The sequence below is a fragment of the Pseudomonas sp. S2_F07 genome, assembly GCF_054668325.1.
In genome coordinates, this window is sequence record NZ_CP162758.1 from 582,187 (window position 1) to 607,440 (window position 25,254).

A 25,254-nucleotide genomic window follows, 5' to 3' on the forward strand; every position below is an offset into this window, starting at 1 on the left:
TGCCATGAAGAACATCCTTTCCCGACTCACGACGGTGGCGGTGGTACTGCTGGCCTTTATCCTGGGCTGGTTCGCCTGGGAGCATTACACCCGTGCGCCCTGGACCCGGGATGCGCGAGTGCGTGCCGATGTGGTGACCTTGTCCGCCGACGTATCGGGGCGAATCGTCAGCCTGGCCGTACAGGACAACCAGCATGTGAACAAAGGCCAGGCGCTGCTGGAGATCGACCCGGCGCGTTACACCCTGGCGGTGGAACATGCCAAGCGCGCGGTGGAGGTGGCGAAAGCCTCGCTCGGGCAGGCCCAGGCGGCCATCATCGCCAGCGAAGCGTTGCTCAAGCAACGTCAGAGCGAGGAGCAGCGCCGGCGCACGCTCAAGGATCGTTCGGCGATTTCCGGCGAAGAGTGGGAGAAGGCCAACACCGATGTATCGGTGGCCCAGGCCGACTTGCTGCGTAACCAGGCCAATATGGTGTTGGCCCAGGCCAACGTGCAACTGGCCATTGCGGCCTTGACCCAGTCCGAGCTCGACTTGCAGCGTACTCACGTCGTTTCACCGGTGACCGGCTATGTCACCAATCTGCTGACCCGGGAGGGTGATTACGCCTCGGCCGGCGGTCCCTTGCTGGCGCTGGTGGACAGCGAATCGTTCTATGTCAGCGGTTACTTCGAAGAAACCAAGTTGCCGCGGATCGGGGAGGGCGACCTAGTCAGGATCGAGTTGATGAGTGGCGAGACATTTGGCGGCAAAGTGCAGAGCATTGCCTTCGCCATTGCCGACCGGGAAAACCTGCCGGGCGGTCGCCTGCTGGCCAGCATCAACCCCAGTTACACCTGGATCAAACTGGCGCAACGGGTACCGGTGCGGATCGAGATAGATGCCGACTATGCGGGTAAAAACAACCTGCGGGCGGGGACCACGGCTACTGTGACCGTCGAAGAACAGCGCTAACCCTGTAGGAGCTGCCGAAGGCTGCGATCTTTTGATTTTGATCTTCGCGGGTCAAGTACACAAAAAGGTCAAAAGATCGCAGCCTTCGGCAGCTCCTACAGGGATATGTATTGTGTGCAAAAAAAGCCCCGCGACCGAATGAGACGCAGGGCAAGGAAATTGGTTGGTTGCGGCCAACCAAAGGAGCACTTTGAAACCGCATTACTTGCTGGCGACCGTCTCCGGCTGCCAGCCGCCACCGAGGGCCTTGTAGATCGCGACGATCCCTCGATACAGGTCGACTTCGGCCAGGGCCTGGGTGTCTTCGGCCGCCAGGCGTTCACGCTGGGCGTCGAGCAGCACGAGGAAATCGGCGGTGCCTTCGCGGTAGCGGATTTCCGCCAGGTCGGCGGCCGAGCGGCTGGACTCGCTCTGGCGAATCAGCGAGATCAGGCGCTGCTGGCGTTTACCGTAGTCGCTGAAAGCGTTTTCCGATTCTTCCAGGGCCAGCAACACTTGTTGCTCGTAGGTTGCCAGGGCGCCTTCGGCATCGGCATCGGCGCCGCGCAAACGGGCCTTCACACTGCCCAGGTCAAACGCCGCCCAGGTGATGCTCGGGCCCAGCGCCCAGGCGTTGGCCGCCGAGGAGCCGATCTGCGAACCGCGCCCGGCGGTAAAGCCAAGGAAGCCGCTAAGGCTGACCCGAGGAAACAGATCCGCCTTGGCCACGCCGATACGCGCCGTGGCCGATGCCAGTTGGCGTTCGGCACTGCGAATGTCCGGACGGCGTTGCAGCAGTTCACCCGGATCACCGATCGGCAAAGCCTTGGCGATCGCCGGCAGGTCTTTCGGGCTCAGGTCCACGGTCAGCTTGTCCGGACGCTCACCCAGCAGGGTGGCGATGCGGTTTTTCTGCCGGATCTGCTCGGCCTGCAGTTGCGGCACGCTGGCCTCGACCGACGCCAGTCGCGCATCGGCGCGCTCCACATCGAGTTGGTCGCCGACACCGGCATCACGCAAGCTGATGGTGATCTTGCGCGATTCCTGCTGGTTCTCCAGGTTGGCCAGGGCGATTTTCTCCCGCAGCTGCGCGCCGCGCAGTTGACCGTAAGAATCCACCAGTTCGGCAATCATGGTGACTTGCAGTTGGTACAGGTCGGCCTCGAACGCCTGTTGCTCGGCGTTGGCCGACTCCAGGTTGCGCTGGATGCGGCCGAACAGGTCGATTTCCCAGGCCATGTCCAGGCCCAGGTCATAGCGTTCGCTGTTGACCCGGTCGGTGGTCTGGCCCGGAATCTGGCCTTTGCCCAGGTCACTGCTGACGCGGCTGGTGACAGTCGGCATGGCGTCGTTGCTGACATCATCGCGGATCGCCCGTGCGGCTTTCCAGCGGGCGAAGGCGACGCGCAAATCGCGGTTGCCTTGCAGGGATTTCGTCACCAGCTGATTGAGGGTCGGATCTTCGAACTGCTGCCACCAGATGCCTTCGAAACGCGAACGGTCAAAGTTCTTCTGGCCGGCGGCGCCATCGGTGGCGGCCGTGATGTTGGCCGCCTCGGTGGTTGGCGTCTTGTAGTCCGGGCCCACGGCACAGGCACTCAGGGCCAGTACCAGCAGGCTCGGCAGGAAGGCTTTCAAACTCATCAGTGCGACTCCAGCTTCAGGGTGGCCTTGGCAGCTTTGCGCTTCTCGCCGCGCTCGACAAAGTTACGGATCAGTACGTAGAACACTGGTGTCAGCAACAAACCGAAGAAGGTCACCCCGAGCATCCCGGAGAACACCGCCACACCCATGGCATGACGCATCTCGGCACCGGCACCGCTGGAGAACACCAGCGGTACAACACCCATGATGAACGCGAAGGAGGTCATCAGGATCGGCCGCAGACGCAGGCGGCACGCTTCCAGGACCGCTGCCAGCGGGTTGAGGCCTTCCAGCTGTTTGTCCTTGGCGAACTCGACGATCAGGATCGCGTTCTTGCAGGCAAGTCCCACCAATACGATCAAGCCGATCTGGGTAAAGATGTTGTTGTCACCGCCAGAGGCGATCACTCCGGTGATGGCCGACAGCAGAGTCATCGGTACGATCAGGATCACCGCCAGTGGCAGGCTCCAGCTTTCGTACTGCGCTGCCAGTACCAGGAACGCCAGCAGCACACAGAGCGGGAACACGAACAACGCGGTGTTGCCGGACAGGATCTGCTGGTAGGTCAGGTCGGTCCATTCGTAGGTCATGCCGTTGGGCAATTCTTCCTTGAGCAGTTTCTCGATGGCTTTTTCCGCCTGGCCGGAGCTGTAGCCGGGGGCTGCCGCACCGTTGATTTCAGCGGTGATGAAGCCGTTGTAGTGCATCACGCGGTCGGGCCCCGAGGTGTCGCTGACTTTGATGAAGGTCGCCAGCGGGATCATCTCGCCCTTGTTGTTACGCACTTTCAGCTGGCCGATCTGGTCGGATTCGAGGCGGAACTGTTGCTCGGCCTGGACGTTGACCTGATAGGTGCGACCGAAGCGGTTGAAGTCGTTGGCATACAGCGAACCCAGGTAGATCTGCAGGGTGTCGAAGATGTCGCTGACGGCCACGCCGTGGGTCTTGGCTTTCTCGCGGTCGATGGCGGCATCGACCTGGGGCACGTTCACCGTGTAGCTGGTGAACAGGCCGGCCAGTTCCGGCACGTTGTGGCTCTTGTTGATGATGTTCATGGTTTCCTTGTACAGCTCTTCGTAGCCCAGGTTGCCCCGGTCTTCGATCTGCAGGCGGAAACCACCGATGGTGCCCAGGCCTTGTACCGGCGGCGGCGGGAAGATCGCCATGTAGGCTTCCTGGATGTTCGCGTACTGGCCGTTCAAGGCACCGGCAATCGCCCCTGCGGACATGCTCGGGTCTTTACGTTCGTCGAACGGCTTGAGGGTCACGAACACGATGCCGGCGTTCGGACTGTTGGTGAAACCGTTGATCGACAGGCCAGGGAAGGCCACCGCACTTTCCACGCCAGGTTGTTTAAGGGCCAGCTCGGACATGCGCTTGATCACGTCTTCGGTGCGATCCAGGCTCGAGGCATCCGGCAGTTGCGCGAAGGCCACCAGGTATTGTTTGTCCTGGCCGGGTACGAAACCGGTCGGGGTGCTGGAGAAACCGAAGAAGGTCAGGACCATCAGGCCGGCGTACAGCAGCAGGGCGATACCGCTGGAACGGATCACGCGGGCAACGGTGCCGACGTAACCATGGCTGGCCTTTTCAAAGAAGCGGTTGAACGGACGGAACAACCAGCCACCGAAAATCTTGTCCAGCACCTTGGAGAAACGGTCTTTCGGCGCGTCGTGACCCTTGAGCAAAACCGCGGCCAGTGCCGGCGACAGGGTCAGGGAGTTGAAGGCCGAAATCACTGTGGAAATCGCGATGGTCAGGGCGAACTGCTTGTAGAACTGCCCGGTCAGGCCGGAAATGAACGCCGCCGGAACAAACACCGCACACAGCACCAGCGCGGTGGCAATGATCGGGCCGGTCACTTCACGCATGGCGCGCTTGGTGGCTTCAACCGGGGTCAATCCAAGCTCGATGTTCCGTTCGACGTTCTCCACCACCACGATCGCATCGTCGACCACGATACCGATGGCCAGTACCAGGCCAAACAGCGACAGGGCATTGAGCGAGAAGCCAAACAGATGCATCACGGCAAAGGTACCGATCAGCGATACCGGCACAGCGACCAGTGGAATGATCGAGGCGCGCCAGGTTTGCAGGAACAGGATCACCACCAGTACCACGAGGATCAGCGCTTCGAAGAGGGTGTGAACCACCGCCTCGATGGAACCGCGCACGAAGATCGTCGGGTCATAGACGATGCTGAAGTCCATGCCTTCGGGGAAACTCTTCTTCAGTTCGGCCATTTTTGCCCGAACTTCGTTGGAGATTTCGATGGCGTTGGAACCCGGACGCTGGAAGATCGGGATCGCCACCGCCGGCTGGTTGTTCAGCAACGAACGCAGGGCGTACTGGCTGGAGCCCAGTTCGACGCGGGCGATGTCCTTGAGGCGAGTGATTTCACCGTTGTCGCCAGAGCGAATGATGATGTTCTCGAACTCTTCCTCGGAAACCAGACGACCCTGGGTGTTGACCGACAACTGGAAGGCCGTGGCATTCGGTGCAGGAGGCGCCCCCAGCGCACCGGCCGCGACTTGACGGTTTTGCTCGCGAATCGCGGTGACCACATCGGTCGCGGTCAGGTTGCGCGAAGCGGTCTTGTTCGGATCGAGCCACACTCGCAGCGAGTAATCGCCCATGCCGAACAGCTGCACATCACCGACACCGCCCAGGCGCGCCAGCTCATCCTTGATGTTGAGCAGGGCGTAGTTGGACAGGTACAGCATGTCGTAGCGTTTGTCCGGCGAGGTCAAGTGCACCACCATGGTCAGGTCGGGCGACGCCTTGTCCACGGTGATACCGATGCGCGTCACTTCCTCGGGAAGTTTCGGCTCGGTGCGGGTCACACGGTTCTGCACCTGCACCTGGGCGTTGTCCAGGTCGGTACCCAGGGCAAAAGTGATGGTCAGGGTGATCTTGCCGTCGGCAGTCGACTGCGAGGACATGTACAGCATGTTCTCGACGCCGGTGATGGCTTGCTCCAGGGGAGCGGCCACGGTTTCACCGATGACTTTCGGGTTGGCACCCGGGAAGTTGGCGCGGACCACCACGGTCGGCGGCACCACTTCCGGGTATTCGCTGATCGGCAGCTGGAACAGCGAGATCGCACCGGCGATCAGGATCAGCAGCGAAAGAACCGCCGCGAAGATCGGCCGCGAAATGAAGAATTGGGAAAAATTCATCGTAAAAATCCCTTAACCGCGTGGGGTCGTGGCAGCCAGTTTCACAGCCGTACCCGGCGCGACCTTGGCAGGCGCGACTTGGGGCAGGTTGCTGGCTTCCAGCGCTTGGCGTTGTTGTGCGAGTGCCGCGAGGGTTTGTTCACTGGCCATCGGAATCACTTCAGGGGTGACCGGTGAACCAGGACGTACCCGTTGCAGGCCCTTGACGATGATGGTGTCGTCCTTGTTCAAGCCGTTGCGCACGATGCGCAGGCCTTCGATCTTCGGACCCAGCTCCACCGCGCGGTAGGCGGTCTTGTTGTCGGCATCCATCACCAGCACGAACTTCTTGCCCAGGTCGGTGCCGACCGCTTCATCGTTGATCAGCATGGCGCTGTAGGTACCGCTGCCCACCAGTTTCAGGCGTGCATACAGGCCCGGCGTGTAGCTGCCGTCGCTGTTGTCGAACACGGCGCGACCACGAATGGTGCCGGTCTTCGGGTTGACCTGGTTGTCGACGAAGTTCATCACACCCTGGTGCGGGTTGCCGTCCTCATTGGACAGGCCCATGTAGACCGGGGTGGTGGCGCCGCGCTTGCCCTGGCGAGCGAGCTCGGTGTACTTGAGGAATACGCGCTCGTCGGCGTCGAAGTAGGCGTACACCTTGTCGGTGGAGACCACGCTGGTCAGCGGGGTGGTGTCGGCGGTCACCAGGTTGCCGGCGGTGATTTCGGCACGGCTGACGCGGCCGCTGATGGGAGCAGTCACGCGGGTGAAGCTCAGGTTCAGCCGCGCTAGATCAAGCTGCGCTTGCAGGGCACCGACGGCGGCGCGGGCTTCTTGGGCGGCGCTGGTGCGCGAATCGGCCAGCTCGGCGGAAATGGCGTTGCTGGTGCGCAGGCGCTCACCGCGCTGGGCTTCGTTTTCGCTGCGGGTGGCGTTGGCGCGCGATTGTGCAACCAGGGCTTCGAGGCGGCGGACCTCAGCCTGGAACGGACGCGGGTCGATCTGGAACAACAGGTCGCCTTTCTTGACCAGGGCGCCTTCAGTGAAGGCCACTTCATCGATCTGGCCGGAGACCCGTGGACGAATCTCGACGGTTTCCGGCGCTTCGAGGCGGCCGGTGAATTCGTCCCACTCGTTGACCGGTTGTTCCAGCACCTTGGCCACGCTGACCTTGGCCGCTGGCATACTGGCGGCGGTTTCCGGGGCCTTGCCGCACGCGCTGATCACCACGACGGCCAACAGAGCCAACGGGAAGCGCAAATGTTTGAGTGACTGTTCCATGGATGCATCCGCCAATGTGTTGAGATTGGCGAATGATGCGCGGCGGGTTTGTATCTCACGAATCGAATGGGGCGAAGGTAACTATCATCCGGAATGATATAAGACCCAAGCCAGCCCTCTAGCCTGCGCCTTGCGCTTGGTCGTCATCAACTGGATTGATGACAATTGTGTGTTGCTTTGGATGCAATAGTCAGTTGGTTCAACGGGCCACAACGGCCCGAACTGTGCCAATTTCGTCACCGCCAATGCCCAAACCCATCAAGCCATGACGCCTCGGATAGACCACTCTGACCGGTCTGTCCAAGGAGATGACCATGATCCGACTGACCCTGATCGAAGCCCGTGAGTTGGCCGAATCGATCCTGTTGCACAACGGTTTTAATCTGGCCCATGCACAAGCGGTGGCGGCGACGGTGATTGCTGGCGAACGTGATGGCTGTGCCTCCCACGGTTTGTACCGGATTCTGGGGTGTGTCAATTCCCTGCGGGCCGGCAAGGTGTCAGCCGATGCCGAGCCACAGGTGATCGACCAGGCGCCGTCGATTGTACGGGTGGATGCAGGCGGTGGGTTTTCGCAGTTGGCGTTTCAGGCGGGGTTGCCGTTGCTGGCGCAGAAAACTCGGGCCAACGGCATTGCGGCGTTGGCAATCAACCGCTGTGTGCATTTCTCGGCGCTGTGGGTGGAGATCGAGCAGCTGACGGCTGCCGGTCTGGTGGCACTGGCGTGTAATCCGAGCCACGCCTGGGTGGCGCCGGCCGGAGGACGACTGCCGGTGTTCGGCACCAATCCCATTGCCTTCGGTTGGCCCCGTGCGGGGCAAGATCCGTTTGTGTTCGACTTCGCCACCAGCGCGATTGCCCGTGGTGATATCGAACTGCACCGGCGTGCCGGCAAGGCGATTCCCGAGGGTTGGGGCGTCGACGCCCAAGGCCAGTCGAGCACCGACGCCAACGTGGTGCTCGACAGCGGCGCGATGCTGACGTTCGACGGGCACAAGGGTTCGGCGCTGGCGGCGATGGTGGAGTTGATTGCCGGGCCGCTGATTGGTGACCTGACCAGTGCCGAGTCATTGGCTTACGATGGAGGCAGCAAGTCGTCGCCGTACCATGGCGAATTGATCATCGCCCTGGACCCTCGGCGCTTTCTGGGGGACGCCACTGAAGAACATTTGGCCCGGGCCGAAACGTTGTTCCAGGGCATTGAAGGGCAGGGCGCACGCTTACCGTCGCAACGACGTTACGCGGCGCGGGTACGCAGCCTGGTGGAAGGCGTGCAAATTCCCGAGGCGCTGTACAACGACCTCAAGGCATTGCTCGCCTGATTGAATCAACGTGCCCGCTTCCACATTTGATTGGTGGCGATCACATATTTTGCGTAGGAGCTGCCGAAGGCTGCGATCTGTTGATCTTAAAAATCAACATCAAAAGATCGCAGCCTGCGGCAGCTCCTACAGGTATTTGTGTGGTTTTCTAGATTGAGTCGCGTTGGCTGCTGCCATCCACCAACCGTGCAATCCCCAGCGGGTTGGCGTTTTTCAAGGCGTCGGGTAGCAAGGCGTCCGGGCAATTCTGGTAGCACACCGGACGCAGGAAGCGCTCGATGGCCAGGCTGCCAACCGACGTGCCACGGGCGTCGGAAGTTGCAGGGTACGGCCCGCCATGGACCATGGCATCGCAGACCTCGACCCCGGTGGGGTAACCGTTGAACAGTACCCGGCCGACTTTTTGTTCCAGCAGTATCAGCAGGTCCGCATGGGTCTGAAGATCCGATGCTTCGCCAATCAATGTCGCAGTCAGTTGCCCGTGCAAGCTGTTCAACGCCTGCCGCAGTTCAACCTTGTCCGCCACTTCAACGACAATGGTGGTCGGCCCGAACACTTCTTCCTGCAGCAGCGGATCCCCATTGAGCAGCAGGCTGACGTCGGCCTTGAACAGTTGCGGCCGCGCCTGATTGCCCTGCTGGTCGTGGCCCGCCAGGTGCGTCACACCCGGATGCTCGAGCAAGGCCCACAGCCCTTTTTCATAGCTGCCGAGGGTGCCGGCATTGAGCATGGTTTGTGCCGGTTGTTCGGCCATCAGGTTGCTTAGTCGCGCAATGAACGCCGTCCATTCAGGGGCGCGAATGCCAATGACCAACCCCGGATTGGTGCAGAACTGCCCGCAACCCTGGACCACCGATGCCACCAGTTCACCGGCGATTTTCTCGCCGCGCGCACGCAAGGCTTCGGGTAACACCAACACTGGATTGATGCTGCTCATCTCGGCGAACACCGGGATGGGTTGTTGCCGTGCGGCGGCCATGTCGCAAAGGGCACGGCCACCTTTGAGCGAGCCGGTGAAACCGACGGCCTGAATCGCCGGGTGCTTGACCAGCGCTTCACCGACACCCGCGCCGTAGATCATGTTGAACACACCCTTGGGCATGTCGGTCTGCTCGGCGGCGCGCAGGATCGCATTGGCCACGCATTCGGCGGTTGCCATGTGCCCGCTGTGGGCCTTGAACACCACCGGGCAACCGGCGGCCAGGGCCGCTGCGGTATCGCCGCCAGCCGTCGAAAAGGCCAACGGAAAATTACTGGCGCCGAACACGGCCACCGGGCCGACGCCGATCCGGTACTGGCGCAGGTCAACCCGTGGCAGCGGCTGACGCTCCGGCAGGGCACGGTCGATGCGCGCGCTGTAGAAATCGCCCCGACGCAGGACCTGAGCGAACTGACGCATCTGGCCGCTGGTGCGGCCGCGCTCGCCCTGTATCCGGGCACTGGGCAGGGCGGTTTCACGGGTCACCAGGGCAACGAACTCGTCATCCAGGGCATCCAGTTGCGCGGCGATGGCTTCAAGGAATTGCGCCCGGCGCGTCGCCGGCAGGTTGCGAAAGGCCGGGTAGGCGGCCGCAGCGGCCTGGACGGCCGCGTCGACTTCTTGCGCGGTGGCTTGCACGAAAGAGTAGGGCAGTGCTTCGCCGGTGCTGGCGTCATGGCTGTTCAGGATGATTCCGCCGACGGCGCTGCGCGCTCCGCCGATGTAGTTGTGGCCAAGGATTTCGAGCATTGAAAATCTCCGGTCTGGAAAGATAAAGGGCAAAAGATCGCAGCCTTCGGCAGCTCCTACACTGACCGTATTCACCCGGCATTAACGGATGGACACCATTTCTGTAGGAGCTGCCGAAGGCTGCGATCTTTTGAGGCACTCAAGCCAACGAATCACCCCGGTGCGGGGTGGATGGCACGGCTGCGTCCACGGCAGCAACCCGCGCCGCCGACTCGGCATCCACCTGGCGCAATGACTTGCCACGGGTCTCGCGGGTCAGGCCGACCGCCACCACGGAAATCAGCGCGGCGCCCACCAGGTACCAGGCGATCGGAGTCGAGCTGTTGTACTTGTTGAGCAAGGTGATGGCGATCAGCGGTGCCAGGGAACCGGCGAAGATCGGCGCCACCTGGTAGCACAGGGACAGAGCGGTGTAGCGTACGTGGGTCGGGAACAGTTCAGCCATCAGCGCCGAGTAAGGCGCATAAGTCATCGATTCGATGGCCAGGCCCAGGGTAATGGCGGCCATGATCAGCCAGTTGTTGCCGGTGTCCATCATCGGGAAACCGATGAAACCCCAGAACGCTGTGAGCACCGCGCCGGTCAGGTACACCGGCTTGCGCCCGACAATGTCCGACAGATAGCCCATCAGCGGAATCAGGAAAAAGTGCACCAGGTGCGCGCCGAACATCAGCAGCAGAATTTGCGAAGTGTCCTTGTGCACCACCAGTTTCAGATAGGTAATCGAGAACGTCACCACGGTGTAGTAGAGGATGTTCTCGGCAAAGCGTGCACCGATTCCCACCAACACCGAGCGCCAGTGATGACGCAGCACCTCCACCACACCGAGCTGTTGCTGTTGGGTCTGTGCCTGACGGGCCTGGGCTTCCTTGAAGATCGGCGCGTCATCGACGCTGGTGCGAATCCAGTAACCGATCAACACCACTACCGCCGAGAACCAGAACGCCACGCGCCAGCCCCAGGCCAGGAACTGTTGCTCTGACAGGTTCGACGACAACAGCAGCAGGGCGGCCGTGGCCACCAGGTTGCCGGCCGGCACTCCGGCTTGCGGCCAACTGGCCCAGAAGCCCCGACGATTGTCCGGGCAGTGTTCGGACACCAGCAGAATCGCGCCGCCCCATTCGCCACCGAAAGCGAAGCCCTGGATCAACCGCAACAGCACCAGTAGCACCGGCGCTGCGTAACCGATCTGGTCGAAGCCAGGCAGGCAACCCATCAGGAAGGTGGTGATGCCGACCACGACCAGGCTCAGTTGCAGCAGGCGTTTGCGGCCGAATTTGTCACCGTAGTGACCGAATACCAACCCGCCCAACGGCCGGGCGAGAAAGCCGACCGCGTACAAGGCGAAGGCGGCGATGATGCCGTCGATGGGGCTGTCGGTCTGGCGGAAGAACAGCCTGCCGAAAACCAATGCCGAGGCGGTGCCGTAGAGAAAGAATTCATACCATTCGGCGACGGTGCCAGCCATGGCGGCGGCTACTACGCGTTTGAGTCCGGAGGGTGAGGTTGCGCTTTGCGTGTGTTGAGGATTCGACATGCTGACGTACCTTGTTAAGGCGCAAAAAAGCGGGCAGCCGGGCCGGGCCGGTAAAGGCCCGCCCGACAATCACTCAGAGACCGACGTCCGGCAGTTCCGGGCGGTTGGCCAGTGCCTTGGCCATGATCTGCTCGACGAATACGCGGTCGGCTTCCGGCAGGGCCAGGCGTGGCGGACGGGTCAAGGCACTGCCGCGACCGGCGATGGCTTCACACAGCTTGATGCACTGCACCAGGTCGGCACGGGCATCGAGGTGCAGGATCGGCATCAGCCATTCGTAGATCGGCATGGCTTCGGCGAAACGCCCGGCCTTGGCCAGGCGGAAGATGGTTTCGCCTTCTTTCGGGAACACGTTGGACATGCCCGAGACCCAACCTTCGGCACCCACGGCGATGCTTTCCAGCACCACGTCGTCGAGGCCGGCGAACAGCACGAAACGGTCACCGACTTCGTTGCGCACGTCGATGAAGCGGCGGGTGTCGCCGGAAGAATCCTTGAAGCACACCACGTTGTCGCAGTCGGCCAGGGAAATGAGGATGTCCGGGGTGACGTCATTCTTATAGATAGGCGGGTTGTTGTAGACCATCAGTGGCACGTCGGCGTTTTTCGCCACGTAGCGGTAATGCTCGGCGGTCTCGAACGGCTTGGAACCGTAGACCAGCGCCGGCATCAGCATCACGCCATCGACGCCGACCCGGCGTACGGCATTGGCGACCTTGGCCGCTTGTATGCTGGTGAACTCGGCCACGCCGCAAATCACCGGTACGCGACCGCGGGAGGCATCGACAGCGACTTCGGTCACGGCGATTTTCTCTTCGGCGGTCAGCGAGGTGTTCTCTCCCACCGAACCGCAGACCACCAGGCCTGAGACGCCATCGCGAATCACATTGGAAATCACCTGGTGTGTCTTATCCAGGTTGATCGTGAAGTCATCGTTGAATTGAGTGGTCACTGCAGGGAAGACGCCACTCCAGTTAATGCGCTTGCTCATTGTTGCCTCCGGTTCGTTAATTGTATTTCGTATACGATATTTAAAATGACAAATTTCGGCTAGTGCTTTTTTCAGTTTTCAGGGGTTGTTTATGCGCCGTTGGTCCGGTGTTCAGGCATGCCGCGATCAGGCGCCGGGCCAGGTATCGGACAGGCGATAGCCTTGTGGCCACGGATCGCTTGGGTCGAGCAGCAATTGATGGGTGCCGGTGATCCAGGCCCGGCCGGAAATACACGGGTAAATCGCGGCGCGGCCGGCGACTTCGGTCAACGAATCAATGCGGCAGTGGAACTCGGAGCCGATAATCGAACGGCCGATAAAGCGCTCGCCAACCTGCATCAAGCCTTTGGCCTGCAACACCGCCATGCGCGCCGAGCAACCGGTTCCGGTGGGGGAGCGGTCGATTTTGCCTGGTTGGATGACCACCGCATTGGCACCGGTGGCGATGCCGTTCTCATGGACGATGGGCGCAGCGATCTGGCAGAAGGAAATGTGCGACCACTCGGGGTTCAGCGGATGCACGAAGCCCAGTTGTTCGTTGGCCGCTCGAGTGATTTTCAGACCGACCGCCACCAGATCGGCGGCTTCATCCGGGCTGATGGAAAAACCCAGGCCTTTGGCATCGGCAATCACAAAACTGTCGCCACCATAAGCGGTATCAACCTTCAGCGAGCCGATGCCTTCGACTTCAATCCACGCATCCAGGCGATCAGCGAAGGACGGCACGTTCTTGACCTCCACTCGCTGGACCTTGCCATCGCGGCAATCGGCCACGGCTTCGATCAGGCCACCGGGCGCTTCCAGCACCAGGCGGGTTTGCGGCTCGGTCATGGGCAGGATGCCGCTGTCGAGCAATACGGTGGCGACGCACAACGAGTTGGAGCCGGACATCGGCGGGGTGTCCGCCGGTTCCATGATGATCCAGGCCATCTGCGCCCGTGGGTCCTTGGCCGGGACCAGCAGGTTGACGTGGCGGAACACGCCGCCGCGGGGTTCGTTGAGGACGAAGTTACGCAGGGTTTCGTCCCGGGCGATCCAGCGCGACTGTTCCCACACGGTGGCGCCGGGCGGCGGGGCGACACCGCCGACGATCACGTCGCCGACTTCGCCTTCGGCGTGGCAGCTGACTACATGAATGACTTTCGATGAACGCATGGTTTGCTCCTTGTTTCGCCTGTGAAGGCCTCATCGCGAGCAAGCTCGCTCCCACAGGGTTTGCGGCGTACACAGATCAGGGTGGGAGCGAGCTTGCTCGCGATGGGGACAGTGGCTATTTCACTGATTTCAGAAACTCTGCAGTCTCCGCACGCACCGGATTGCCAATCACCTGATCCGGCGAACCAATCTCATGCACCAGGCCATTGCGGAAGAACGCCACACGGTCGGACACGTCCCGGGCAAAACGGATTTCGTGGGTCACCAAGACCATGGTCATGCCGTCTTCGGCGAGCATGCGCATGGTGTCCAGCACTTCACCGACCAACTGCGGGTCGAGGGCCGAGGTGGCTTCGTCAAACAGCATGTAGTCCGGTGACATGGCCAGGGCGCGGGCGATGGCCATGCGTTGTTGCTGTCCACCGGACAGCTTGCCGGGGAAGGTCTTGAGCTTGTCGCCCAGACCGACGTGGGTCAGTTGCTTGACCGCCAGTTCTTCAGCTTCAGCCTTGCTTTTGCCCAGCACTTTGCGCGGCGCAAGCATGACGTTTTCCAGTACCGTCAGGTGCGGGAAGGCATTCCATTGCTGGAACACAATGCCGATTTTCTGCCGCAGGCGATTGAGGTCGGTGGCGCTGTGATGGACCTCGACGCCGTCAACGCGGATGTTGCCTTTCTGGATCGGTTCCAGACCGTTGATGCACATCAGCAAGGTCGATTTGCCGGAGCCGGAGCCGCCGATGATCGACACCACTTCGCCCTTGTTCACCGTCAGGTTGACGCCCTTGACCACTTCGAGGTTGCCGAAGGATTTATGTACGTTGTCGATCTCAATCATTTTCTTGCCACCTTCTTTCCAGACGAGCGCCCAGGCGTGCGACCACCAGGCTCATGACGTAGTAGATAAGGCCCGCGATGCACAGCACCAGCAACGGTTCCTGGATGCGGGTGACGATGGTTTGCGAGGCGCGCAGCAGTTCGACGATGCCGATCCACATCACCAGCGCGGTGTCTTTCATGACACCAAGTACTAGGTTCAGCCAGCCGGGGAACGCTACCCGGGTGGCCATCGGCAGGACGATCCAGCGCAAGTCCTGCAAGAAGCTCAGCCCCAGCGAACGGCTGGCCCGGCGCACGGTGAACGGCACCGCTAGCACGCCGGCTCGCACGATCTCGGTGAAGTACGCCGCCGCGTAAACCCCCAGCACAATGCAGCCGACGCTGAAGGCGCTGATGTTCAAGCCGACGATGCTTTTGAGTGAGTTGAACAGCACGAACTGGATCAGCAACGGCACGCTGCGAAACACGTCCAGCACCCAGGCCAGCGGCAGGCTGGCCCGTGGCAACAAGGCCCTCAGCAGGCCGAAGAACAACCCGGCGAAGGAGCCGAGAATGATCGACCAGAACGTCAGTTGCATCGTGACCCACGCACCGTTGAGCAGGAACATCAGGTCATTCGAGGAAAAATCGGTGAAAAACATGGACAGCTCCTCAGTAACGGAACAACCGCCAGGCCATCAGCCGGGCTGCCGCGACGATCGCCTTGGCAATCAAGTAATACAGCACCGCTGCGATGGCGAAATACTCGAAGGTGCGGAAGGTTTTGACGTTGTATTCCTGGGTCACGCCGGTCAGGTCATTGTTCAGCCCGACGATCACCCCCAGCGACGTCATCAACACCGCCCAGACCATCTGATTGGTCAGCGGGTAGAACACGATCCGCAGCAGTTGCGGGACGATGATCATGCGGTAGGCCTGGAAGGCACTCATGCCCAGGGAACGCGCCGCACGCACCTGCGTGTTCGGCACGGCCTTGAGGCCGCCGCGAAAGTTCTCCGCCAGATACCCGGCATTGTTGAAGGTAATCCCGGCCAGCAGGGCGAACCAGGAACTGACGTGCAGGTTCAGCGAGCCGAGGCCGAAGTAGAGGATGTAGATCTGGAACAGCGACGGGGTATTGCGGGCAATCGATACCCAACCGTTGCCGAACCCGCGCAGTAATGGGTGTTTGGCCTCGCGCATCACCGTCAGCGCCAGGGCGATCAGCACGCCGAAGATCATCGACAGCGCGGCGGTTTCGAAGGTGACGATGGCACCGCCGAGCATGTCCGGCAGGGCGCGCAGGGCGGCGCGCCATTGGAAGCTGTAGTCAAACATGCGCAGGGCTCTCCAGTAGGGCAGCAGGTTGTAACCAGGCCGGCAAACGTCCGCTGGCCGTTGCGGTGCAGGCCGCGTCGACGCATTCGGCAAGGCTGGCGAAGTGCACCTTGCGGCCGACCAGGCCCGGTGCGTAGTGGGCGTATTTGCCCGAGTTGGTCATCAGGGTTTTGGCCGCCAGGGGGATTACGGGTTCGCCGAGCATGCACCAGCAGGTGTCGGTGACCAGGGTCGCGCCAAACCCCTGGATCACGGCGATGTGCCCGGCCTCGCGGGCCTGCTCCAACACGGCACGGCCGCAGGTGATGGCAAGCACCACATCCGGGTGTCTTTGTCGTCCCCGGCACAGTCGCGCCAGGTGAGCGAACTCGCTGAGGGAAAAGTGCGGGTTACCCAGCGACACCACATCCACCCGGTTATCGCGAGCACTGTTGAGTGCGCGCCAACTCGACAGCAGGTCCTTCAGGCGGATCTTTTCCACGGCAATGGAAATGTCCGCATCCAGCACCTGTGCCGGGTCAATGGCCTCCGGGGTGACCCCGGCGATGTGGAACAGTGGCGCCGCAGAGGTGGTGGCGAAGGCCGCGCCAAAGGCTTTGAGGTCGTCCAGGCTCGGCTTGCGTTTTTCCAGTCCCCGCACCAGCGGCACGCGACTGCCGGCCAGGGCACCAATGTGGTAACCCAGCAGCGGGTAGAAGGCATCGTCCAGTTCACCGAGGGCAGGCAACTCGATCTGCAACCGGGCCTTGCGTTGCGTGTCCAGGTGGCAACCGATCAGCGGCGCGCGACCGGTGAGGGCGATGCAGATGTCCAGGTAATCCGGGTATTTCAGGGTGCGTGCACCGAGCACGCTGTTGGCGTAGACCACTGCGTTGGATTCGGCCCAGACGATTTGTTCGCCAGCCTTCGGTGCAGTGTCGAGCAGGTACGGGGCGCAGGTGAAACTGAGCTGTGCGCCCATCGCCATATAGGCATCGCCCAAGGCACTGGCCGGTTCACCCAGTGCCGGGTCGATCCCCAGTTCGCGCCAACGGCGCTGGTCGACGGAAATTGAATTGAGGGTGGTGGGCACTCGCACTTTTGCTCCCCATTGCACCAGTTGCCCGGCAAAGCGCAGGCTCGCAGGTCCCGTGTAAATGCAGCCGTCGATGTGTGCTTGAGTGACATCCACCAAGTGCTCGGCACCCTGCAGTTCGGCCATGCGCAGGACGATCTGCATGGCCATTTGCGCGGCCTTGCCATGCCGGCCATCGAGCAGCGCCCGATCGTGCTCGGTGAGCCTGATCGAGGCGGTGCTGTCAGTGTTTGGCAGTGGGCTGTCGAGCGCCTGCCAGGCGTCGCCCGGCAGGTGATCGAACAGGCTCAGCGTTGTATTTTCGACCCGGGCGAAGGCCTGGCCGCGCAAGGCGGCGAAGGCCTCCCGACCGATGCACAGCACCGGCAGGGAACGGGCAAAAATGGTCTGCGCCACCAGCACGCCCAAGGTCAGGATTTCGTCGGCTTCGGCCAGCACCAATGCCGCCGGTGCATGGCCGTTGCTGATCAGTTCCATCAACACACTGCTGCCGGTGCACGAGCCGCGACCACTGGGAATCGCCAGCACGCGGCCGGCCAGGTGTTGGCCGCTGAGCGGGTGATGGCGGTCGATGACTTCACCCGTGCAGGGATCGACTCCGCCCCAGAAACTCAAGCCGACATCGGCGACCAACAGGGCGCCTTGCGCGGCACCCGCCACCAGGCTGCGCCCGGTCAGAGAAATTGGCCTAGGCATGCCGGACATCTCAGTAATAGACCTGAGGCACGGTCAGGTTGGTCGGCGGGATCTCGGTGCCGACCCATTTAACGAACAGCTCCTTGTAGCGACCGGTGCGCACCTGTTGGTTGACGAACAGGTTGAGGTAGTTGAGCAGGCCGAACTCGCTGCGCTTGGCACCCAGGGACACGTAGTCGATGACGTACGGGGCGTTACCGGCGACTTTCAGGTTTTTGTATTTGCCCGACTTGAGGGTGGCCGCGGCCACGGTGTTGGTGACCACGGTGGCATCGATGTGGCCTTGGGCGACCGCTAGAAGGGTATCGCTCTGCGACTGGTAGGCTCGGAAACTGCCCGAGCCCCAGTTCTTCACGTCTTTCTCCAGGGCGATGGCCTCATAGGTGCCGCTGGTGTTGCCCACTGCTTTGCCCTTGAGGTCGTCGAAGCCGTTGATGCCGGTGTCGTCGCGGGTCAGCACCACCATCTGGAAGGCAAAGTAGGGCACGGTGAGGCCAACGGTCTTGGCGCGTTCGAGGGTGTCGGAGGTGGATGCGACGATCACGTCAGCCCGCCCGGAGACCAGTGCCGGAATGCGATCCGGGAAGGGCGTTTCCACCACTTCGGCCTCGACCCCGAGGATCTTCGCCAGGTCGCGGCAATAGTCCACATCGAAGCCGGCCGGCGAGTTGCTGGCATCGCGAAAGCCCATGGGCGGGAAGTCCAGGGTCACGGCGCAGCGCAGCTTGCCCGAACCGATGATGTCGTCGAGCTTGTCGGCCTGGGCAGTGGCGATAAAGGAGGTACTGAGAACAGCGCTGAGGGCTACGGCAAATGCGGGGTTTTTCATAGAGGCCTCGTTGATGTGAAGTGCTGTTGAATATCGTATTGGAGATTTCGTATACGATATTAACAATAGCAATCAACGTGCCTATTTCCAGTCCGATGGGTGAATTAGTTGTCAGGCCTTGGCGTAGAGGTTTTATAGCGGTGCAACCCGAGATGTGGTGACGCCAAGGTATCGGGGGCAGGTGTTACATATGGGAGCAGCGGTAGCGCGGGCGCCCCTTTAAGGAACACTGGCTGTCAAAAGATCGCAGCCTTCGGCAGCTCCTACGGGATTGGTGTACGCCCTTTAATCACGGGTGTACGCGGTCGGCGTAGGAGCTGGCGCAGCCTGCGATCTTTTGATCTTCAGCGCTGATTATCGCGATACTGACTCGGCGACAAACTGGTCAGCGCCCGAAACTGCCGGCTGAAGGCACTGTGGTCGGTGTAACCACAGCGCAAGGCAATCTCGGTGATCGGCAACCCGGTGTGCAGTAACAACCGCGAACCTTCTTCCAGGCGCGCCTTGTGAATCATTTGCCGCGGGGTGAGCTGGAACACCCGCTTGCAGTGCCGCTCCAATTGCGCCACGGAATAGCCAGCGATGGCAGTCAGTTCGGCGAGGCTGATGGAGCGGGCGAAGTGGCGACGGATATGGGCATCCACGGCGGCGAGTTTCTGGAACGCCGGATGGTTCGACTGCGGCGATTGCAGGTCGCGGGAGATACCGGCCAGGCCGACGATTCGACCCTGTTCATCCTTCAAGGCGAGTTTGTGGGTCAGGCACCAGATCGGCTGATTGCCATAATACAAATGCAACTCCAGCTGATCGGCCAGTTCGCGACCGCTGGACAGCACTCGCCGATCCTGCTCGGTGTACAGCGGACCGAAGCGTTCCGGGAAGACCATTTCGGCGGTGCGCCCCAGCAGCTCGTCCCTGTGTTTGAAACCACAACGCCGGGCCAGGGTCTGGTTGACGAAGGCGTAGCGGGCCTCGCCGTCCTTGATGAAAAACACCACGTCCGACAGGGTATCGAGCAACGGCGCGATGGGCTGAAGGCTGTTCAGCAGCGTCGGCAGATCGCAAGGTTTAAAGGTAGTGAGCGAGGGATACATGGCGCCGGGGGTCTGAGGGTGACCCCCGGGATCATAGAGGCTCGCCAGCGTGGCCGAAAGCCCTGGCGTGGTCATCACGCTGGCGGGGTATCGTCCAGGGACATCAAGGTTTCGATCCGCGCCGGGCTGAAGGGTGGGCGCGGTGCCGAGGGCTGCCAACCAAACAAATGCTGCACAGCACCGCCACACACCCGGCCCTGGCAGGCGCCCATGCCGCAGCGACTGGCGAGTTTGGCTTCGCGCCAGTCAGAGTGACCGGTCAATGCCGCGTAGGGTACGTCTTCGCAGCGGCAAACCAGGGTGTCGGGGCGGGCCAGGGACTTGAGTCGCGGGTCGAGGGCGAACGCGCTGTTCAGCGCCTTGGCGAAACCCTGCCAGCGCGCCCGGCGCGGCCACAATTGCCTGGCGGCTTGCAGATTGCCGACCGCAGCGTGGCCGGCAATCGCACCCTCCACCAAGGCCAGTTCACTGCCGCCGAACCCTGTGCATTCGCCCGCCGCATAATGATCGGCGCGGTTGCTGGCCTGCCAGGTATCCACCGCGATAGCTTGATCTTCGATGGCGCAACCCAGTGCCTGACCCAACTGGATATTGGGAATCAACCCGAATCCACAGGCCAGCCGATCACATTCCAGTTCGACGATGTTGCCTTGTTGTTGCAGGCGCACGCCTTCCACTCGGTCGGTGCCGAGCGCCGCCAGTATGTGGGTGGCGGTGCGGTAATGGTGGTCGAACAGGCTGAACGATTGCAGCCATTTGCCGGGCCAGCGCGGCAGTTGCGCGGCGAAACCGGCGACGGCGCCAAGGCTGGCTTGTTCGGCAATGCGTTGCACTTGCGCGCCATGCTGTTTGGCGGTGGCGGCACTGGCCAGTAACAGCGGGCCGCTGCCGGCGATCACCACGCGCTCGTTCTGCACCGGCAAACCGGCCTTGATCAGCGCCTGCAAACCACCGGCACCGGTGACGCCCGGCAGGGTCCAGCCGGGGAAGGGCAGCAGCAATTCACGGGCACCGGTGCACAGAATCAGTTTGTCGTAGCTGATCAACCAGCCGTGGTCGTCATCTTCCACCAGCAGTTGTTTCGCGCCGGGGTTGGCGATCACCCGGGTACCGGCGTGATGGCGGACGTTGTTGCACGACGCCAGACGCTCGCGCAGGCGCCGGGCCTGACCGGGCACGTTGGCTTGAGGTCCGTCGCGCCAGATTTGCCCGCCCGGCAGCGGGTTATCGTCGAGCATGACAATGCGGGCGCCGCTGGGGGCAGCGGCAAGGGCGGCGCTCATCCCGGCAGGGCCAGCGCCAATGATCAACAGATCAGCGTATTCATTCATGGGCGAGTCTCCACCTGCATGCCGTCACGGCACAGGGTCTGGCAAGCCAGGCGACGCCGGCCATCGATGATCACCCGGCATTCCTGGCAAATGCCCATGCCGCACAGCGGCGCACGGCGCTGACCGCTGACCGAGGTGCGCGTGCAGCCGTCACTGGCCAACGCCAGGGCAGCGGCGACGCTGGTGCCTTCGGCGACTTTCAGGGCGTGGCCGTCCAGCAACAATTCAGGCATAGACCGGTTCTCCGAGAAAACGCTGGGGCAGATAAGGTTGTGCGGCCAGTGGCGGGGTTTCGTTGAACAGTTGCGCCACCAGTAAATCGGCGGTGCCGGGGGCGGTGGTCACGCCCAATCCTTCGTGACCGACTGCCAGCCACAAGCCTTGACGTTGTGGATGTTGGCCCACCAGCGGCAAGCCGTCGGGGCTGGCGGCGCGGAAACCGGTCCAGGCACGGATGCCATTGAGCCGGGCCAGCCCCGGCATGTACTCGGCGGCACGCTTGAGCATTTTCGCGAGCATCCAGCCTTCGACTTGCGGGTCGGTGGTGCCGAATTGCCGCGAGGCGCCGATGAACAGTTGCCCGGTGGGGCGCGGCTGGATGTTGCAGGCGGTCGACGGCCCCGTGGCGTTGTGGGCACTGGTGACGTAACCCAGTTCCACCAGCGTATGGGTGACGCTGCCGGGGTAACGGTCAGTGATCAGCAGGTGGCCTTTTTTCGGCTCGATGGGCAATTCCGGGCACAGTTCGTTGGCTTGGATACCGTTGGCCAACACCACGGCATCGGCACTCAACCAGTGACCATCATCGAGGCAGACGCGGTTGCCATCGACCGCATTGACCCGTGCCCGGCGCTGGCGGATGTTCGGTGTTTCGAGCATCCATCCGGCTGTCGCCGGGGCGTATAGAATGCCGTCGCCATTGATCAGCAAACCGCCTTCCAGTCCTTCGCTCAGTTCCGGTTCGCGCTGGCGCAGGGCACTGGCGCCGATCAGTTCGCAAGCCACGCCCTGGGCCTGCAGGTTCAGGAATTTGCTGTGGGCCACCGCCATTTCTTCGGCATTCGCCGCCAGCCACAGCGTGCCGTTGCAGCGATAGGCACAGCTGTCGGGCAGGTCCGCGCCCAGTTCGCGCCAGCGCTGCAATGAATATTGACTCAGGGCCAGTTCGGCGGGGTTGTCGTCGAGTACCAGCAAGTGGCCCATGCCGGCGGCCGTGGCGCCGTGCAGGCCGGCGTCCAGCACCAGCACCTGCAAGCCGCGACGGGCCAGCGCCTGGGCACAGGCGGCGCCGATAATGCCGGCGCCGATCACGATCACATCGGCCACCTGGCCCTCGTTCATGGACGAATGCCCCAGGCGAACGGGTCGTCCTGTTCGATGATCAGGCTCGCCTCGGCACTGATGAACGCGCGACCACGAATGGTCGGCACGATGCGCTCACCCTGCAGTTCGTAGGCCCCCTCGAACTCGCTGCCGATGACGCTGGCCTGGCGCCAGATCTGCCCCGGTTGCAACTTGTCGTCGGCCGCCAGGCATGCCAGTTTGGCACTGGTGCCGGTGCCGCAGGGCGAACGGTCATAGGCTTTTCCGGGGCAGAGCACGAAGTTGCGGCTGTCGGCGTGATCGTCATCGGCGAACAACTCGACGTGATCGATCAAACCGCCGTCTTCACCGCGAATGCCTTGGGCTTCCAGGGCTTGCTGCACAGCGAAGGTGTAAGCGGTCAGCGCTTCGAGGTTGTCGCCGGCCACCCGCAGTCCATGCTCGGCGATCAGGAAAAACCAGTTGCCGCCCCAGGCGATATCACCGACCACTTGGCCGATGCCCGGCACCTGCACCGCCAGCGCCTTGCGATAACGGTAGGCCGGCACGTTGCGCACACTCACCGAATGGTCTTCGTGCAGGGTTGCCTGCACCGTGCCCACAGGCGTTTCGATGCTGTGCACACCGGGGCCGATCTTGCCCAGGTGCGCCAACGACGCCACCAGGCCGATGGTGCCGTGGCCGCACATGCCCAGATAACCGGTGTTGTTGAAGAAAATCACCCCGGCACAGGCGCCAGGGTCCACCGGCGTGCAGAGCAGGGCGCCCACCAGTACGTCACTGCCCCGTGGTTCCAGCACACAGGCGGCGCGCCATTGGTCATGCTGTTCGGCCAGTACCTTGCGCCGTTCGGCCATGCTGCCAGTGCCCAGGTCAGGAAAGCCGGCGGTCACCAGGCGGGTCGGTTCGCCGCCGGTGTGGGAGTCGATCACTGAGATGCGTTTCATGGGAGGGCCACGTCCATTCGGTTGAGTGAACGCAAGAGTGGCCCGTGCGGCGGGGTGTCGGCTTGATGGATTTAGTCTGTGTCGATGACGAAATCGGCACAGCATTCGTCGCTGTCAGTGGCTATGGGGCAGGTGCTCGAACAGGGTCGTGCAGACGCCGGCAATGTGCTCGTCCAGAAGCTTCACCGCCAGGTCCACATCCCCGGCGCGGCAGGCCGCCAGGATCTCGCGGTGTTCGTGATCGGCCCGTTCCTTACCGGCCGACAAGCTCATCTGCATGCGTAGATAACGTTCCAGCTTGTCGTTGACCGAACGGATCAGACTCACCAGAAACGGTCGCTGCGCCGGCTCGTACAGGCAGGAATGCAACTCCCAGTTGAGCTCGGCCCAGCGCCCCACGTCGTCCTCGCCGACAAACTCCTGACAGATGCGCTCGGCACGGGCGAAGGTCTCTTCGGTCATGTTCGGAATGGCCAGGCGCAGAATCTTGTCCTCCAGCAGCATCCGCACTTCGAACATCTGCGCCAGTTCCGCATCGGAAACCCGCGTGACCATCGCCCCGCGATTGCGCTGGAACATCACCAACCCTTCGGCCTCCAGCCGCTTGAGGGCTTCGCGCACCGGGATCTTGCTGACATTGAACTGGCGGGCGATGTCGTCCTGGCGGATCGGCTCATCCTCGGCAAAATGCCCGGCGACAATCGCATCGCGCAGATGGCGGGTGATGATTTCCGAAGTCGAAGGCGTGTTACCAAGGTCGGGTGCGTTGAGTTTGGGTAAGTTCACGGCGGCGGTCATTTGGAGTGAGATAGCGCTAGGGTATACGAAATTCTTTTGCTGATCTTCCCCGGTTCGACGTCGATGCACCCAGTGTCGGTCATGCAACCCGCGACAACAAAACGGGCGCCTGTAAAGGCGCCCGTTTTCATTCAGGCCTGCGTCGCCTTCTCAGAGGCTGTCCGGATCCCCGAAGAACATCTGAATCCGCGAACGCAACCAGCGTTCACCCGGATCATTATCCTGCGAACCACGCCAAGCCATGTGTAACTCGAAACTGCGCACCGGCAGCGGCGGATCTTCAGCCCGCACACCGCCCGCGGCGGTCAGTGCCTCAGCTGTGTAGTCCGGCACCGTCGCCACAATATCTGTGCCCGCGAGCAGGGTGCTCAACCCGTTGAACTGCGGCACAGCCAGCACCACATGCCGTTTGCGCCCGAGTTTTTCCAGTTCTTCGTCAATAAAGCCGCTGAGGTCGCCGGCGAATGACACCAGTGCATGGGGGCGAGCGCAGTAATCATCCAGGCTCAACGGCCCCGGCACGGTGTCGGCGCGCAACAGCTTCGGCTGGCTGCGGCGCAGTACCTTGCGCTTGGCGTTGGCCGGCAGGTCGGTGGTGTAGCTGACACCGATGGAGATCTCACCGGAAGCCAGCAGCCCCGGCATCAGGATGTAATTGACCCGACGCACCACCAACACAATCCCCGGCGACTCGGCACGCAGGCGCTTGAGCAGCATGGGCAGCAAGGCGAACTCGACGTCGTCCGAAAGGCCGATGCGGAACACGGCGGTACTTGTGGCAGGATCGAACTCGGCCGCACGGCTGACGGCGGTGGAAATCGAATCCAGTGCCGGCGAGAGCAGGGCGAAGATCTCGACCGCTCTGGCGGACGGTTCCATGCTGCGGCCGGTACGCACAAACAAAGGATCATCGAACAACCCGCGCAGGCGCGAGAGCGCCGCACTGATGGCAGGCTGGCCGAGGAACAGTTTTTCCGCAGCGCGGGTCACGCTGCGTTCGTGCATCAACGTTTCGAAAACGATCAACAGGTTCAGGTCGACACGACGCAGGTCATTACGATTCATCTGGAGTCCTGGCAGAGTCAGCAAACTTGACGTGGGCGGCCATATGAGAACAATGGCCAGCAGGAATATTACGGGGAAAGGCTGGTACTCTGCACCGGGTAATTCAGTTTTTCCTACATAGGCTGCTTCGGTTTCTTACGACATTTGACGATGTTGCCGCCGCTGCGGAATCAATGACAGGCATG

General features: G+C 62.1%; 21 protein-coding genes. 2 read left to right on the forward strand and 19 right to left on the reverse strand.

The window, feature by feature from the left end:
• Positions 1–4 precede the first annotated feature (4 nt).
• The gene (locus tag AB4O40_RS02570; protein WP_056724719.1) at positions 5–952 is read left to right on the forward strand and encodes an HlyD family secretion protein; all 948 of its coding nucleotides are present in this window, start codon (positions 5–7) and stop codon (positions 950–952) included.
• A 201-nt stretch (positions 953–1,153) separates the two neighbouring features.
• Here AB4O40_RS02570 and AB4O40_RS02575 read toward each other — a convergent pair whose 3' ends face one another.
• From AB4O40_RS02575 to mexE, 3 genes are read right to left on the reverse strand one after another with little or no spacing between them, the layout of a single operon-like run.
• On the reverse strand, positions 1,154–2,575 hold the full coding sequence (locus AB4O40_RS02575; RefSeq protein ID WP_056724721.1) for an efflux transporter outer membrane subunit: 1,422 nt from the start codon (positions 2,573–2,575) through the stop codon (positions 1,154–1,156).
• On the reverse strand, positions 2,575–5,754 hold the full coding sequence (locus AB4O40_RS02580; RefSeq protein ID WP_056724724.1) for an efflux RND transporter permease subunit: 3,180 nt from the start codon (positions 5,752–5,754) through the stop codon (positions 2,575–2,577). The genes AB4O40_RS02575 and AB4O40_RS02580 overlap by 1 nt, the downstream gene beginning before the upstream one ends.
• A gap of 12 nt (positions 5,755–5,766) precedes the next feature.
• A complete protein-coding gene (gene mexE / locus AB4O40_RS02585; RefSeq protein ID WP_056724725.1) occupies positions 5,767–7,020 on the reverse strand; it encodes a multidrug efflux RND transporter periplasmic adaptor subunit MexE in 1,254 nt (417 codons plus the stop codon).
• 314 nt (positions 7,021–7,334) lie between these two features.
• Between mexE and AB4O40_RS02590 the strand changes: the two genes are divergently transcribed.
• A complete protein-coding gene (locus AB4O40_RS02590) occupies positions 7,335–8,342 on the forward strand; it encodes an Ldh family oxidoreductase (protein ID WP_460056278.1) in 1,008 nt (335 codons plus the stop codon).
• A gap of 148 nt (positions 8,343–8,490) precedes the next feature.
• Here the strand turns inward: AB4O40_RS02590 and AB4O40_RS02595 are convergent, their stop codons facing one another.
• The 16 genes from AB4O40_RS02595 to AB4O40_RS02670 form a co-directional block, all read right to left on the reverse strand.
• The gene (locus AB4O40_RS02595; protein ID WP_460056275.1) at positions 8,491–10,071 is read right to left on the reverse strand and encodes an aldehyde dehydrogenase (NADP(+)); all 1,581 of its coding nucleotides are present in this window, start codon (positions 10,069–10,071) and stop codon (positions 8,491–8,493) included.
• A 139-nt stretch (positions 10,072–10,210) separates the two neighbouring features.
• Positions 10,211–11,608 (reverse strand): fosfomycin efflux MFS transporter AbaF, encoded by a 1,398-nt coding sequence (gene abaF / locus AB4O40_RS02600; RefSeq protein WP_460056272.1) that lies wholly within the window; start codon positions 11,606–11,608, stop codon positions 10,211–10,213.
• Between the two features lie 73 nt (positions 11,609–11,681).
• A complete protein-coding gene (locus tag AB4O40_RS02605; RefSeq protein ID WP_056724733.1) occupies positions 11,682–12,599 on the reverse strand; it encodes a dihydrodipicolinate synthase family protein in 918 nt (305 codons plus the stop codon).
• Positions 12,600–12,725: 126 nt separating this feature from the next.
• Complete coding sequence (locus AB4O40_RS02610) at positions 12,726–13,754, reverse strand: trans-3-hydroxy-L-proline dehydratase (RefSeq protein ID WP_056724735.1); 1,029 nt, start codon at positions 13,752–13,754, stop codon at positions 12,726–12,728.
• Positions 13,755–13,869: 115 nt separating this feature from the next.
• A complete protein-coding gene (locus AB4O40_RS02615) occupies positions 13,870–14,592 on the reverse strand; it encodes an amino acid ABC transporter ATP-binding protein (RefSeq protein WP_008018646.1) in 723 nt (240 codons plus the stop codon).
• Entirely contained in the window at positions 14,585–15,235 is a 651-nt protein-coding gene (locus AB4O40_RS02620; RefSeq protein ID WP_223541233.1) for an amino acid ABC transporter permease, read from the reverse strand. The genes AB4O40_RS02615 and AB4O40_RS02620 overlap by 8 nt, the downstream gene beginning before the upstream one ends.
• 10 nt (positions 15,236–15,245) lie before the next feature.
• Positions 15,246–15,911 (reverse strand): amino acid ABC transporter permease, encoded by a 666-nt coding sequence (locus AB4O40_RS02625; protein WP_056724739.1) that lies wholly within the window; start codon positions 15,909–15,911, stop codon positions 15,246–15,248.
• Complete coding sequence (gene lhpI / locus AB4O40_RS02630; RefSeq protein WP_460056266.1) at positions 15,904–17,682, reverse strand: cis-3-hydroxy-L-proline dehydratase; 1,779 nt, start codon at positions 17,680–17,682, stop codon at positions 15,904–15,906. Before lhpI ends, AB4O40_RS02625 begins: the two co-directional genes overlap by 8 nt.
• 10 nt (positions 17,683–17,692) lie before the next feature.
• Entirely contained in the window at positions 17,693–18,511 is an 819-nt protein-coding gene (locus AB4O40_RS02635) for an ABC transporter substrate-binding protein (RefSeq protein ID WP_046042020.1), read from the reverse strand.
• 344 nt (positions 18,512–18,855) lie between these two features.
• Positions 18,856–19,605: an AraC family transcriptional regulator gene (locus tag AB4O40_RS02640; protein ID WP_056724741.1), complete on the reverse strand. Its 750-nt coding sequence runs from the start codon at positions 19,603–19,605 to the stop codon at positions 18,856–18,858.
• Between the two features lie 74 nt (positions 19,606–19,679).
• Positions 19,680–20,936, reverse strand: a complete 1,257-nt coding sequence (locus AB4O40_RS02645; protein WP_460056261.1) for an FAD-dependent oxidoreductase — start codon at positions 20,934–20,936, stop codon at positions 19,680–19,682.
• Entirely contained in the window at positions 20,933–21,169 is a 237-nt protein-coding gene (locus tag AB4O40_RS02650; RefSeq protein WP_056724745.1) for a 2Fe-2S iron-sulfur cluster-binding protein, read from the reverse strand. The genes AB4O40_RS02645 and AB4O40_RS02650 overlap by 4 nt, the downstream gene beginning before the upstream one ends.
• A complete protein-coding gene (locus tag AB4O40_RS02655; protein ID WP_409079027.1) occupies positions 21,162–22,277 on the reverse strand; it encodes an NAD(P)/FAD-dependent oxidoreductase in 1,116 nt (371 codons plus the stop codon). Before AB4O40_RS02655 ends, AB4O40_RS02650 begins: the two co-directional genes overlap by 8 nt.
• The gene (locus tag AB4O40_RS02660; RefSeq protein WP_223541230.1) at positions 22,274–23,206 is read right to left on the reverse strand and encodes a 4-hydroxyproline epimerase; all 933 of its coding nucleotides are present in this window, start codon (positions 23,204–23,206) and stop codon (positions 22,274–22,276) included. Before AB4O40_RS02660 ends, AB4O40_RS02655 begins: the two co-directional genes overlap by 4 nt.
• A gap of 114 nt (positions 23,207–23,320) precedes the next feature.
• Positions 23,321–23,992, reverse strand: a complete 672-nt coding sequence (locus tag AB4O40_RS02665; RefSeq protein ID WP_236709744.1) for a GntR family transcriptional regulator — start codon at positions 23,990–23,992, stop codon at positions 23,321–23,323.
• A 162-nt stretch (positions 23,993–24,154) separates the two neighbouring features.
• Positions 24,155–25,069, reverse strand: coding sequence for a LysR family transcriptional regulator (locus tag AB4O40_RS02670; protein ID WP_056724753.1), 915 nt, complete (start codon positions 25,067–25,069; stop codon positions 24,155–24,157).
• Between the last annotated feature and the right edge of the window lie 185 nt (positions 25,070–25,254).

Excerpts from the sequence above, each read along its gene's own strand:
- AB4O40_RS02570 (WP_056724719.1), top strand. The coding sequence starts at position 5 with ATGAAGAACATCCTTTCCCGACTCACGACGGTGGCGGTGGTACTGCTG.
- AB4O40_RS02575 (WP_056724721.1), bottom strand. The coding sequence starts at position 2,575 with ATGAGTTTGAAAGCCTTCCTGCCGAGCCTGCTGGTACTGGCCCTGAGT.
- AB4O40_RS02580 (WP_056724724.1), bottom strand. The coding sequence starts at position 5,754 with ATGAATTTTTCCCAATTCTTCATTTCGCGGCCGATCTTCGCGGCGGTT.
- mexE (WP_056724725.1), bottom strand. The coding sequence starts at position 7,020 with ATGGAACAGTCACTCAAACATTTGCGCTTCCCGTTGGCTCTGTTGGCC.
- AB4O40_RS02590 (WP_460056278.1), top strand. The coding sequence starts at position 7,335 with ATGATCCGACTGACCCTGATCGAAGCCCGTGAGTTGGCCGAATCGATC.
- AB4O40_RS02595 (WP_460056275.1), bottom strand. The coding sequence starts at position 10,071 with ATGCTCGAAATCCTTGGCCACAACTACATCGGCGGAGCGCGCAGCGCC.
- abaF (WP_460056272.1), bottom strand. The coding sequence starts at position 11,608 with ATGTCGAATCCTCAACACACGCAAAGCGCAACCTCACCCTCCGGACTC.
- AB4O40_RS02605 (WP_056724733.1), bottom strand. The coding sequence starts at position 12,599 with ATGAGCAAGCGCATTAACTGGAGTGGCGTCTTCCCTGCAGTGACCACT.
- AB4O40_RS02610 (WP_056724735.1), bottom strand. The coding sequence starts at position 13,754 with ATGCGTTCATCGAAAGTCATTCATGTAGTCAGCTGCCACGCCGAAGGC.
- AB4O40_RS02615 (WP_008018646.1), bottom strand. The coding sequence starts at position 14,592 with ATGATTGAGATCGACAACGTACATAAATCCTTCGGCAACCTCGAAGTG.
- AB4O40_RS02620 (WP_223541233.1), bottom strand. The coding sequence starts at position 15,235 with ATGTTTTTCACCGATTTTTCCTCGAATGACCTGATGTTCCTGCTCAAC.
- AB4O40_RS02625 (WP_056724739.1), bottom strand. The coding sequence starts at position 15,911 with ATGTTTGACTACAGCTTCCAATGGCGCGCCGCCCTGCGCGCCCTGCCG.
- lhpI (WP_460056266.1), bottom strand. The coding sequence starts at position 17,682 with ATGCCTAGGCCAATTTCTCTGACCGGGCGCAGCCTGGTGGCGGGTGCC.
- AB4O40_RS02635 (WP_046042020.1), bottom strand. The coding sequence starts at position 18,511 with ATGAAAAACCCCGCATTTGCCGTAGCCCTCAGCGCTGTTCTCAGTACC.
- AB4O40_RS02640 (WP_056724741.1), bottom strand. The coding sequence starts at position 19,605 with ATGTATCCCTCGCTCACTACCTTTAAACCTTGCGATCTGCCGACGCTG.
- AB4O40_RS02645 (WP_460056261.1), bottom strand. The coding sequence starts at position 20,936 with ATGAATGAATACGCTGATCTGTTGATCATTGGCGCTGGCCCTGCCGGG.
- AB4O40_RS02650 (WP_056724745.1), bottom strand. The coding sequence starts at position 21,169 with ATGCCTGAATTGTTGCTGGACGGCCACGCCCTGAAAGTCGCCGAAGGC.
- AB4O40_RS02655 (WP_409079027.1), bottom strand. The coding sequence starts at position 22,277 with ATGAACGAGGGCCAGGTGGCCGATGTGATCGTGATCGGCGCCGGCATT.
- AB4O40_RS02660 (WP_223541230.1), bottom strand. The coding sequence starts at position 23,206 with ATGAAACGCATCTCAGTGATCGACTCCCACACCGGCGGCGAACCGACC.
- AB4O40_RS02670 (WP_056724753.1), bottom strand. The coding sequence starts at position 25,069 with ATGAATCGTAATGACCTGCGTCGTGTCGACCTGAACCTGTTGATCGTT.